The 12850-nt window shown below is 37.1% G+C and carries 9 protein-coding genes and 1 pseudogene; 6 read left to right on the top strand and 4 right to left on the bottom strand.

Translation table 11 applies throughout. The annotated features are described in order from the left end of the window. Positions 1-3: 3 nt before the first annotated feature. Genes HMPREF2794_RS10980 through HMPREF2794_RS10965 form a run of 4 tightly spaced genes read right to left on the bottom strand, consistent with a single transcriptional unit; the run spans position 4 to position 3923 of the window. Positions 4-447: a GNAT family N-acetyltransferase gene (locus HMPREF2794_RS10980; RefSeq protein WP_010536110.1), complete on the bottom strand. Its 444-nt coding sequence runs from the start codon at positions 445-447 to the stop codon at positions 4-6. Between the two features lie 3 nt (positions 448-450). Next, positions 451-1650 (bottom strand): ATP-grasp domain-containing protein, encoded by a 1200-nt coding sequence (locus HMPREF2794_RS10975; RefSeq protein WP_029425202.1) that lies wholly within the window; start codon positions 1648-1650, stop codon positions 451-453. Position 1651: 1 nt separating this feature from the next. Continuing rightward, positions 1652-2812, bottom strand: a complete 1161-nt coding sequence (locus HMPREF2794_RS10970) for a pyridoxal phosphate-dependent aminotransferase (protein ID WP_010536112.1) — start codon at positions 2810-2812, stop codon at positions 1652-1654. A gap of 1 nt (position 2813) precedes the next feature. Beyond that, positions 2814-3923 (bottom strand): DegT/DnrJ/EryC1/StrS family aminotransferase, encoded by a 1110-nt coding sequence (locus HMPREF2794_RS10965; protein WP_010536113.1) that lies wholly within the window; start codon positions 3921-3923, stop codon positions 2814-2816. Positions 3924-4133: 210 nt separating this feature from the next. Here HMPREF2794_RS10965 and HMPREF2794_RS10960 point away from each other — a divergent pair, with 210 nt between their 5' ends. From HMPREF2794_RS10960 to HMPREF2794_RS10935, 6 genes and pseudogenes are all read left to right on the top strand, one after another. Then, positions 4134-5045, top strand: coding sequence for a beta-1,6-N-acetylglucosaminyltransferase (locus tag HMPREF2794_RS10960; RefSeq protein WP_074759599.1), 912 nt, complete (start codon positions 4134-4136; stop codon positions 5043-5045). A 219-nt stretch (positions 5046-5264) separates the two neighbouring features. Then, positions 5265-5645: a GtrA family protein gene (locus HMPREF2794_RS10955; RefSeq protein ID WP_029425205.1), complete on the top strand. Its 381-nt coding sequence runs from the start codon at positions 5265-5267 to the stop codon at positions 5643-5645. Next, a complete protein-coding gene (locus HMPREF2794_RS10950; RefSeq protein WP_070751520.1) occupies positions 5642-6577 on the top strand; it encodes a glycosyltransferase family 2 protein in 936 nt (311 codons plus the stop codon). Before HMPREF2794_RS10955 ends, HMPREF2794_RS10950 begins: the two co-directional genes overlap by 4 nt. Positions 6578-6585: 8 nt before the next feature. Continuing rightward, on the top strand, positions 6586-7917 hold the full coding sequence (locus tag HMPREF2794_RS10945) for a DUF6056 family protein (RefSeq protein ID WP_010536117.1): 1332 nt from the start codon (positions 6586-6588) through the stop codon (positions 7915-7917). A gap of 192 nt (positions 7918-8109) precedes the next feature. Then, entirely contained in the window at positions 8110-9807 is a 1698-nt protein-coding gene (locus tag HMPREF2794_RS10940; protein WP_010536118.1) for a DUF5722 domain-containing protein, read from the top strand. A gap of 30 nt (positions 9808-9837) precedes the next feature. Further along, positions 9838-12030: pseudogene (locus HMPREF2794_RS10935) on the top strand (DUF5722 domain-containing protein). The last annotated feature ends 820 nt before the right edge of the window (positions 12031-12850 follow it).

Below are 12850 nucleotides of genomic sequence, written 5' to 3'. Positions count from 1 at the left end.
ATATTAACTTTTGTGTATTTCTTTCTTCATTAAATACTTTTCATCCCTATCTTCAGTTTCATAAAACCCCATTTTATGATATGCCTGAAGTGCATTGTTGTTGTCTTTTCTAACTTCCAGCAATATCTCCTGAATGTCGGTAGAAAGATGTTCTATGATATAATTAATTATTTTTTGAGAAATCCCATGACCTTGATAGTCGGGGTGTACACAAACATAGGGGATATATAAAAATCTTTCTTCTCTATTGTAATAGCCAACAATTAAAGATATAATGTTAGGTCCGGAAATAGCATAGTATATAGAGCCGTTATGATACATTTTCAATATCCATTCATCCAGATTTGGCATCTGTAGCAGAGAAGGAGCAAACCAGTTTGCAGAGGATATGATAAAACCCCTGAATTTGGTATATGATAAAGGCTCTGTATGGATTGTTATGCTCATATTTTAATCAATAATAATATGTACAAACTGGTCCATATTTTCTATAACACTAAACATCTCTTCTTTCGAAGAATATTTGAGAATGAGTGTCCCCAATGCATCACCAGCATCCCGGAATGCATGAACATTATCTCCACTTTTCAGTTCTGTTACACAATCTACCAGATTGTTTTTTGCAAAGTTCTCATCAAATGATATTTCTTTAAACCGTCCGGTCTGTTTGCTATGTAACATATAATTGGACCAGTACCCCCTTGCCGGTGACATCTCTATTTCAGAGCAATCTTCTCCCAAAGCTGCTTTTATCACATATTTAACCATATTGACCCCTGTTGCCAGCTCTGTAATTTGAGGAATTAAACTGCCACCGCTTCTGGCACCTAACTCCAGTATATACAATTTCCCGTTTTTACCAAGAATAGCTTCAACATTATATGCGGTTGTTCCCATTTTTAGTTCAGAGATCAGGCGCTGTATGTCCTTTTCTAGTTCTGTTATAATTTCAGGTTTCATCTGGAAAGGCCAGCATTCGCCAAGTGGGGCAAAATCTTTGGCAACTGAAGAACTGTAGTATTCGTTTCCAAAACAATGGAACTTTAAAATTCCGTCTACGGAAAAGGCATCTCCTGAGATCTGATATCCATCTTTCTCTATGAATTCTTCAATAATAATGCGTTTTTCACGAGAATATGAGAGGGCATCTTCTATAAAGTCTTTTAGTTGATTTACGTTGGTCAGTTTATTGATACCTTTACTTCCTGATGAATCGACAGGCTTTATCATAACAGGAAGGGTTAAATTCTTGATTTGTTCCAAAGCCTCCGGGTATGAAGAACATCCGACGTACTTGGGAACATTGAAGTTATGTTCTGCCAGATATCGCCTGAATAAGTCTTTCTGAGAAAGAACTTCTACAGAAGCATAGGGGCTGGTAGGCAATCCTAGTTTCTCACAAACATAAGCAGCTGTAGGGGCTGCAGGATCTGAAGCATATGCAACGACGCCATCTACTTGAAGTCTTTTGGCTAACTCGTAAACAGCCTCCTTGTCTGTTGTGCTGACATTATAATATTCGTGGGCATACTGATGTCCTGGGTTATTCGGCAAGTAATCGCAGGTGATTACGTAATGTCCCATTTTTACAGCTTCTTTAATCGCATAGACCTGATATAAAGAGCCTCCTAGCATTAAAATCTTTTTCATTTTATAAACTTTCGACAAATCGCTTAAGTCTTTGAATTCCTTCTTTTATTTTATAAATGTCTAATGTAAAGGCAATCCGGATAAAATCCTCGCAACAATCACCGTAAGTTATTCCAGGAACAACTGCCACCTGTTCTTTTTCTAAAAGGGCATATGCGAATTCCTCAGATTTTAATCCGGTAGATTTTATATTCAACATTGCATAAAAGGTCCCTTGTGGTGCATCGACTGTTATTGTTTTGATTTTGGCAACTTCTTCCAGTAAAACATTTCTGCGGAGAGTGAATTCCTCAATCATACCAGCCGAATATTTCTCCGAATTTCGTAGCGCTTCTATTGCTGCATACTGAGACGGTAATGGAGCACATGCGGCTATGTTCTCTTGAAACATTGTCATGGCTGATATTAATTCTGAAGGTGCAGCTACATAACCCAGACGCCATCCGGTCATACAGAATTCTTTTGACAGACTATTGATAACAACAGTGCGTTCCTTCATCTTGTCGCATGTAACAATACTTTTAAAATGAGCATTGTCATAAAGTAGGGTTTTGTATACCTCATCTGTTATTACTATCAAATCATTGTCAATAGCTATCTGTGCTATTTGTTGGATGGAATCATCAGAGATTATCTTCCCGGAAGGGTTGCTGGGTGTATTTAAAATAATAGCTTTTGTTTTAGGAGTGATTGCCTTCCTTATATTTTCTATAGATATCGATAAGTCATTGGTGCTGACAGGAGCTGTGATAATGGGTTCTCCACTGCACATACATACCATCTGTACATAGTTTATCCAGTATGGAGCTGGTATAATGACTTCATCCCCTCTGTTTAGAATGGCTAGCAGGGTTAAATATAATCCTTCCATTCCCCCAACTGTAACCATAATCTCATTTGTCGGGTTGTATTCTATATTATATTGTAACTTGTATCTGGAAGATATTATTTCTCTTAATTCTAATAATCCGGCATTAGGGGAGTATCTTGTACGACCTTCCAGTATCGCTTTACAACCAGCTTCTTTTATTTTATCGTGTGGATGTATATCCGGGTCTCCCAATGTGAAGTCTATAACATTGTCATAATTTTGAGCCAAGTTAAATAGACGCCTTGTCAGGGAAGGGGATATAGATTTTGTTATTTCTGATAATTTTATCATACTATTTCTTTATAATTTGGAGGATATACTCAACTTCATTTTCACTTAAAGCATGGTGCATTGGCAAGCAGATGACCCTATTAGCCATTTGGGTTGCTATTGGGAGGTTTTCAGGGTTAGCAGATTCTAATCCGCGATAAGTTGAGAATGTACTGATTAATGGGTAGAAATAACGGCGCCCGAATACATTGTGTTCCTTCATTTTAAAATAAAGCTCATCACGTGTCATTCCATATTCTTCAGCATCTATAAAAATCGGGAAATAAGAATAATTGTGGCGTACTCCTGGTATATCATTGAAAAAGGTTATCCCTTTTATGTCTTGAAGTTCTTCTCTATATCTTATAGCTACTTTACGGCGAGAACTTATTGCACTGTCTACTTGCTTGAGGTTAAGCAGACCATATGCAGCGCGCACTTCATCTACTTTACTATTGATACCGGGGGCTACAACTTCCGTTTCACTGGCAAAACCAAAGTTCTTCAGATAGTCGATGCGCTTTTTAGTCTGCTCGTCATGGACAACTAATGCTCCGCCTTCCAGAGTATTGTAGACTTTCGTTGCATGAAAGCTCAAGGTAGCCATATCTCCAAAGTTTAAAACGCTTTCTCCGTTTATTTCTACTCCAAAGGCATGAGCTGCATCATATATGACTTTTAACCCATATTTATTGGCAATTTCTTGAATCTCTTTCGTTTTACAAGGCTTCCCGTAGACATGTACAGGCATGATGGCTGTAGTCCTGGGAGTAATGGCTGCTTCTATTTTAGCAGGATCCAGATTGCATGTTTCTGGTTCAATATCCACAAAAACAGGTTTGATTCCATTCCACCAAAGAGAATGCGTTGTTGCCACGAAGCTAAAAGGAGTAGTTATCACTTCACCGGTAATTCTCATTGCTTGTAAAGCGGTTATTAGAGGTAGAGTACCGTTCGTAAATAAACTGAGATAGGGAACTTTAAGATATTTAGCTAATTCCTCTTCTAGCTTTTGGTGGAAGTTGCCATTATTTGTCAGCATTTTGCTTTCCCATATTTCTTTTAATAAGAAAGTAAAATCTTCCAAAGGAGGCAGTAGGGGGGAAGTCACATATATAGGTTTATCTATCATTGTAATTATGGATATTATTGGTCTATATAATAGTTATTTAGGTTAATGACGTTATTGTCTTTATCTACATTAAAACTGGATGTTAGCTCAAATTTAATGATTTAAGACTTAAATTTCACAAAGATAGATAGATTCCAATATTTATCAAAATATATGTTTGGAATTTATCTAACTATTGTTGTATTGGAATTCTAACTGTCGTATCTTTGCATGAGAATGAACTTATTTAATGATGTGAAGCTAATGAGACATGCTTTTTTGATTCTGGCCCATAATGAATTTCAAATATTGAGGATACTTCTTTCTATGCTTGATGATGAGAGGAATGATATATATCTGCATATTGATAAAAAAGTCGTACTCGGATCTTTAGAACAAGATTTATTTCGGCTTGCAAAAGCTCGTCTTTTTGTACTTGAGCAACGTCTTGACGTAAGATGGGGTGATATTAGTGTGGTAAAGGCTGAACTGTTGTTACTTGAGACAGCCAGTATGAAAGGCCCTTATGATTATTATCATTTGTTGTCAGGAGTCGATTTGCCGATAAAGTCACAGGACTATATCCATCATTTCTTCGAGAAAAATAAGGGGTATGAGTTTGTTCCTTACTCTTGTGGTGAGGCTAATTTAAAAGATCTCGAAAGAAAGGTTTTTAAATATCATTTGTTCTGTCGTTATTATAAGATTCCACCTCGTATTTTAAAAAAGCAGGTACAATCTCTTCGGATAAACTTTTTAAAGTTGCAGGATTTCTTCCATTATAACCGCCCTAAAGAAATTGAATTTAAAAAGGGTTCCAATTGGGTTAGTATTACGCATGAGTTGTTAACTATTATATTAGCCCAAAAGTCTTTTATTTTAAGGCGTTTTAAAAATGTTTGCTGTGGTGACGAAATATTCCTTCAATCTATATTGTGGAACTCAGAAAGGCGGAGTCATATTTATTCTGGTAGTGAGCAGTTGAATGCCGGACTTCGTGCAATTGATTGGGAACGGGGGAATCCTTATGTTTGGAAAATGGAGGATTTGCAATATTTATTAGAAACAGAGCATTTGTTTGCTCGAAAATTTGATTCGCAGAATATGGATGTTGTGATCAAAATAAGGGAGCTTTTTTCTTGAATGTATAAAGTTATGTGTGGTGGTAACTCATGAAGATGAGTGGAGATATTGCAACTTAGATATCATTCTATGATTTAATCTAATGGAGAAGTGATATTGTTTATTTTTGTATATTTAGTTATACTTTTTTGCTGGTCTTATATATTATTTATAATATTGTACCGTTTTATAAGTCTCCTGTGGGTAGTTGGATCAAAATCGATAAAAGAGTATTGGATGATGTCTGTTTTTAATAAACGTAGAGAATTTTTTCGTTTCATATTGGTTGGTGTTCTGGCAACTGCTACTCATTATGGCATTTATTTCTTTTTATGTGTACTGATGTTACCGGCTATTGCATATACTATTGGTTATGCTATTAGTTTCATTCTGAATTTTTACTTGTCTAATATCTTCACCTTTAATACTAAGCCTACTGTTAGGAAAGGAATAGGGTTTGGTATCAGTCATTTTATCAATTATTTGTTGCATATCGGACTATTGTCACTATTTATATGGATCGGAGTTCCGGAGAGATGGGCGCCTCTTCCTGTGTTTGCATTAGTGGTACCGGTTAATTTTCTTCTTGTTCGTTTTGTTCTAAAATCTAAAAAGATATGAGTAAAGTTAGTGTTTTAATACCTGCATACAACGAGGAACTCTCTCTTCCGGAGCTCTATTCGAAGCTAAAAGAAATGATGGATTCTTATGCAGAATATGAGTGGGAGATTTTGTTTGTCAATGATGGCAGTCATGATAAAACATTGGAAGTTATTAAATTTTTGAGGTCACAGGATGAGAGAATTAATTTTGTTGACCTGTCTCGCAATTTTGGAAAAGAAGTAGCAATGCTGGCTGGTTTCGATTATGCTACGGGCGATTGCCTGGTGATTATGGATGCTGACCTGCAGCATCCTCCTCACTTAATTCCTGAAATGTTGAAATATTGGGAAGAAGGGTATGACGATGTATATGCAAAACGAATAACCAGAGGCAAGGAGAGTTTGATGCGTAAGTATCTGTCTTTGCTATTCTATAAGCTATTGCAGAAAACGCCCCGTGTGGAGATTCTCCCGAATGTCGGTGACTTCAGGCTGCTAGATCGTTGTTGTATAAACGCTTTGAAACAGCTGCGTGAGAGCCAGAGATATACTAAAGGTATGTATTGCTGGATTGGATTTCGTAAGAAAGAGATCAAATTCGAGCAAGAAGATCGTATTGCCGGTACATCTTCGTTTAACTTTTTCAGCCTTCTGAGTTTGGCTGTGGAAGGGGTGACCTCCTTTACTGTAGCTCCTTTGCGTATTTCTACTTTTGCTGGAATTATAGTTTCTCTGGTTGCTTTCATATACATGTGTTTCATCATGTTTAAAACATTGATATGGGGTGAAGTAGTACAAGGTTTTCCTACTTTGATGGTTGTGATTCTTTTTTTAGGCGGGATACAATTGTTGTCTTTGGGAGTTATTGGGGAGTATATAGGACGCATTTTCAATGAAACAAAAAATCGTCCTACTTACATTGCAAGAGAATATAATGGTGTGAAACAATAGCTAAGATTATGAATGAAAAAACAGCACAGATCGGTATTGGGGTATTTTTGTTGATAATAGGAGGTTTATTTTACCTGATGAATATGTACACTCCAATATGCGGAGACGATTATCTTTATTCATTCTATTTGACTCCTGTGGCAGCTAAGTCTTTCTTTGAAGGTGCATCGATAGGATTTGAGCAGAAGATATCATCGTTTGCCGATGTTATGTTTTCGCAATATAATCACTATTTTTATGTGAATGGACGTACCATTCCTCATATTCTCGAGCAGTCGTTTGCCGGACTTTGGGGGGAGGATTGCTTTAATTTAATCAATACATTCTTTTTCCTGCTACTTAATATGTTGGTCATATGGATTTCCGGTAAAAGAAATCTGAACAAATACGGCTACTGGGTTGTCGCTGTCTTTTTCATATGGTTTTTGTTACCTTGTCCGGTTGATCTTTTTCTGCTGATGAGTGGTGCTCTCAATTATACTTGGAGCGCTGTTTTTTGCTTGTTTTTTCTTCTAGTTTATAATAAGGTGCGACAAGTGGAAAGGGTGAATTGGGGAGTTGCTTTTCTTCTTTTTTTGCTGGGCGTCATTTCTGGTTGGACACATGAATCTTTGGTTGTGGGCATTTCCGGGGCTTTGTTCATTATTTATTGTGTGCAATATAATAAGAGGAGGCCTAAATCACCTGAAGTGATTTTGGTTGTCGGCTTCTGGCTTGGGACTGTGTTATTGTGTTTATCGCCTGCTGCTCGCGGACGTGCGTCGTTTGATCATCCTTCGATCTGGGAAACCTTCTTATTGATAATTGGTGAGCTTCGGACATTCTATGTTCTTCTGTTTTTGTTGGTATGTACTTTTTTTCGTGAAAAGAGAAACGGTAATCATCATACCCTGAAAAAGTTTTTCTATGATAATCAACTCTATTTTTATATAATCTTTATTGAATTTGTTTTTAGTCTGGTTATAGGATTTCGAAATGTCCGGCAATTATTTGGAATAGAGCTGTTTTCTGTTGTGATTTTAATCAAGCTGATCAGTGAGCAGACTTCTTTTAATACAGTCTGGTGTAGAAGTATATCAATTGTGGCAGCAAGTGTGATCATTTTGCATATGGCATTTGTCATTCCATGCGCAAAACGTTCTCATGCACAATTTCAGGATATAGTGACTACTTATCTTCACTCGGAAGATGGTGTTGTTTCTTTCAAACATGAGGAGTTTCCCTGTTTGGTAGATCCCTATGTTTGGAGATTTGGAGGATATGTGGGCTGGGAAGCTTTTTGTATTTCTGTCTATTATACGGGAGATAAAAAGCCAATGAAAGCTTTGTTGATTGATTAGTATTCATTTGTGGTAATAAATGATTGTCTGTTAAGATGCTTTTAGATAGTAACATTTTTTGCTGTGTATAAAAATTGTAAAAAAAAGTAGGTTTTTGCGTGTGTTCATATCAATAGCTTTATATTTGTACAATTAAACCTAAACCCCTTTACAGTTTTACTTATGGAGCTATTGAAAAGTCATTTTTTTAAAATGAGAAAGGCTTATATTGAGTCGTTTATTATTCTTTTGTTTCTGTCTTGCTGTCCTTTCATTGTTTCCTCATGTCATGAGGAGGAAAAAGAGGAGATATCTGACTCTCCCTTTGATGAAGAAGATATTCAGCATGAACAAGATCTGAATGCTTATCTGGGGAAAACCTATTCATGTAAAATTTCTCAAGTCTCGGCAATGGAATCTTCTGTTCGGATTATTGGTGAATATACAGGTGAAGGCAAATTCTTTTTAGGTGAGATTCCTCCTTATTTGGATATCATAGATGTGCAGAAGGCCCCTTATAAGGTAAAACTGACAGATTCATCTTTTGAAATTGAGTTAGAACGCTATGTAGAAAGGGACGGGACATTATATGACCGTCTTTTGTCAAAGTGGGCTATTTATAAAGAAGGGGTAGAAAGGGACCAGCTGGTTTCTCATGCGCATCAGGTGGATGAAATTCATGCGTTTCAGAATCTTCCGGCTATCAAGCTAACTTCAAAGAAAGGGTTAGGAGGAATTATCCCTAACAAATATATCTCAGACTTTTCTGCATTGGATATAAGCAGTGCTACGATTAATGTTTGTATCACTCAGTTTATGCACCTGACGCCAAGAGCGGGAGATATTGCGCATACTTATGGCGGAAGAACCTATTATATGGATGAAGGTTACCTCAAGAGTTTGCTTGACGTTCCTCTTTTAGAGGCAGCCAAGCGGAATATTGCTGTTGCCGCCATTATTCTTGTCGAACCGGCAGCTAAATGTGCAGATCCTGATTTGGGAGCATTACTGCAACATCCGGATTATGAGAGAGGGGTTTATACAATGCCTAATATGACTACTCTGGAGTCAGTGAATTGTTATGCAGCGGCATTCGATTTTTTGGCTAAAAGATATTGTACACCGGATAATCGCTACGGGCGCATAGCTCATTGGATTATGCATAATGAGGTAGACGGATGTATAGACTGGACAAATATGGGAATAAAACCTCTTACAGTATTTACGGATACCTATATAAAATCGATGCGTATATGTTATAATATTGTACGCCAATATGATAAACAGGCGGAGGTTTTGGGTTCCTTTACTCATTCCTGGACACAGATAGCTAATGTGGGATGGTGGCTCTATACGAGCAAAGAAATCATTGATTTGTTGAATGTTTATAGTCGGGTAGAAGGAGACTTCCAGTGGGGGTTAGCTTATCATAGCTATTCTCAGGATTTGACGAATCCGTGTGTTTGGATTGACCCGAATGCAACGTTTTCTATGGATACTAAATTTATTACGTTTAAGAATCTGGAAGTTCTGAGTAAGTGGGCGCTTACAAAAGAAAATAAATATAAAGGAACTGTGAAGCGCTCTGTCTGGCTTTCTGAGGCTGGAGTAAATTCTCCTACTTATTCGGATGAAGATTTTCAGAAGCAAGCGGCCAGTCTGGCTTTTGCCTGGAAGAAAATCAATGCATTGGAAGGGATTGATGGGTTGCAATGGCATAATTGGTTTGATCATCCGGGAGATGGAGCTTGCTTCGGATTGCGTAAATACTTGGACGAATCTTACAAAGGGGAAGCTAAACCCGTTTGGGAAGTTTATCAAAAAGCAGGCACAAATGAAGAAGATGAATACTTCGAACAATTCTTACCTTTAATTGGAATTCCTGATTGGAATATCATTGAAAATTTTTAATTAACGACATTATTAACTAAAACTGAAATTATGGAAAATTTGAAAGCTTTCTTTATGAGAAGGCCTGAACGCTTGTTAGGGCGATGTGGCATGCTGTTTTTAATGGCATTTTTTGTGATGAACTTATCTTCCTGTAATGATGATTTTATAGAAGACAATGGAGGAGAAATTATTCCGCCTGAAGAGATCGTTATTCCGCCCGTTTATATGTTATTGGATGGACCTTATAAATGGGGAGTGGTGTTAACTCAGAATGAAGACAGTAGTTATACGATAGAAACTACTAATGGTGATCCTTGGGCGACTGCCAGTTTGTTTAAAGAAGATGTTCCCGAAGAATGTAATGTTCTTGAATTTGAATATCAGACGGAAATGGGGATGAGCAATCTTGAACTCTTCTTTGCGGATGCAAAGGATGGGATTGATGCTACCCACAGTATGAGTGCGGGCTCTGTTCCGGCTTCTACAGATTGGGCTTCTTTCAGCGTTCGTCTAAAGAAATATAGACAGGAGTTTGATTGGGGGAAAGTGAAGGATTATCTGCGTCTGGATTTTGGAGACCAGCCTAATAATATCATACAAATGCGTAATATACGTCTGCGTACAATGAATGATGAGGAAAAACAGGAGGAAGAGGATGAGAATAACGAAGCACTTAATAAAGAGAAGTACGAATAAGGAATTAAAGCCTATCTGAATAAAGAATATGATTGCCATGTAACTGATGTGGTGGTAGGAGAGAATACGATCAGTATTCAAGGTAACTGTACGGGAGAAGGTACTTTCTTCTTGGGAGAGATTCCTCCATTTGTGGATATGTTCAAAGTAGAAAAGGTAGAAAATAAAACACCTTTATCAAACGGCTCTTTTAACGTTCAGTTGGATAGATATGTTGCTATAGGTGACTATGAGTATGATCGTTTATTGTCTAAGTGGGCTATATACAGAGAAGGAGCTTCCAAGGATGAGCTTGTTTCTCATGCCCGATATGCGAACGTGGATAAAATGCACGTAAAACAAAGTGTTGAGGCTATTCCTTTAAAATCAAAGAAGGGATTGGGAGGATTGATAAACCATAGATTCCTTGCATCCGATTTGGATGATTTGGGTATTACCAGTGCCACCATCAATATCCCTATTTCTCATTTCATGCATCTTTCTCAGCAGGAAGGAGATATTCCGCATACTTACGGTGGCAGAACATATTATTTTAATGAGGGGTATATGAAGAGTTCATTTGATGCTGTGTTAGAGCAAACGAGTAAACGTGGAATCTCTGTAGCAGGCATTTTGTTGGTTCCTCCTACCGGAGACGCCGGTACTCTTTTGAAACATCCGGATTTTAATGGTATAGCTCCCTATACAATGCCCAATATGACCACAATAGAGTCTACAAATTGTTATGCTGCCGCGCTTGACTTCCTGGCAAAAAGATATAGTGCTTCTAATATGCGCATAGCGCACTGGATTATACATAACGAAGTAGACGGAGGAAGTCATTGGACAAATATGGGTGACAAACCGATTGCTACGTTTATGGATACCTATCTCCGTTCGATGCGTATGTGCTATAATATTGCGCATCAATATGACCAGCACTCAGAAGTCTTTATCTCTTTCTCACATGGCTGGAACATTGCTGCCGGTGGCGGTTGGTATAAAGTAAGAGATATGCTCGACTTTATGAATCAGTTCAGTGAAAGTGAAGGTGATTTCTTCTGGTCATTGGCATGTCATAGTTACCCGGCTCAGTTAGGCAACCCGTGTACTTGGGATGATGAACAGGCGACTTATTCTATGGACACGGAATATGTGACTTTGAAGAATCTTGAAGTGTTGGATAAGTGGGTGAAAACATCCCGAAATCAATATAAAGGAACTGTCAGACGTTCTGTGTGGCTTTCTGAAGCAGGCACATGTTCGCCATCTTATGAAGATGATGATTTGCAAGATCAGGCTGCCGGATTTGCTTATGGTTGGAAGAAGATAAATAATCTGGACGGTATAAATGGTATACAATGGCATAGTTGGTTTGACCATTTGGGAGATGGTGCTTGTTTGGGATTGCGTAAGTATGCCGATGCACCTCATAATGGTGAAATCAAGCCTGTATGGACGACCTATCAAAAGGCTGGTACTGATGAGGAAGATGATTATTTTGAACAGTATTTATCCCGAATTGGAATTAATAGTTGGGAAGGAATAATCCAGAATATTCCATAAGCGATATAAAGTATAAGAGGAAGCTTAAACAAGCTTCCTCTTATAATATTCCAAATACATATCGGATATGCTTGTTCTTTTTTGTAAGTAAATAGATTATTGTATTTTTCCCATTTTATTATTTTATAATAATTATCTTTGCATAATCAACAGGAATAAGAGCTATTACTTTAAACCTTACTTGATTGTTTAATTTAGGTTAGAATGCTTAAGGGCTATGTGAGAGTCACTTTAGTAATCTTCAGTAATTATATTATCAAATATATCTTTTTTAATGGTTTTCTTATTACCTTTATCATCCTCGATAACAGTATTTCCCAAAATGTCTTTCTTGACAGTTTTCTTTTTTTGGGTTGACTTCAATATATTCATGAGAGTTATTTGCGCCAGAGCCCTTTATTATTTGAGGAGCTATAATAAATTGGGCTGCAATTAAGATTAATAAGATTTTTTTTATAACGTGTTGTTTTGGTTTATGACAAAAGTAGTATGGGAAGATTATACAAAATAAGTAAAATTCATAATTTATGATATGCAAAAGCCTATATTGATTAGGAAGAAGGGTAACACTTCTGTTTTTTATAATGTTTAATGGCAATAAGGGATATGAGCATTTTCTTAAGATTTGGCTGATAGAGAATTGCTCAAGCTTCCATTTCTGTACTAAAATGAATAAAATATTTTAGTCTCATACTCTCACTGTTTTTGTGTAATTGCCAAATAATTAATCTGTTATAGGATGAGAGATACTTTTTACAGAGGTATCTCTCATCATTTTTTCACTGGAATTGCGTAAGCGTCTCGGCGATGCCGTCTTTTC

This window comes from Bacteroides sp. HMSC067B03, from assembly GCF_001811315.1.
GTDB lineage: Bacteria > Bacteroidota > Bacteroidia > Bacteroidales > Bacteroidaceae > Bacteroides > Bacteroides faecis.
Note: the sequence above shows the minus strand (reverse complement) of the source record. Positions and strands in the feature narration are given on the sequence as shown.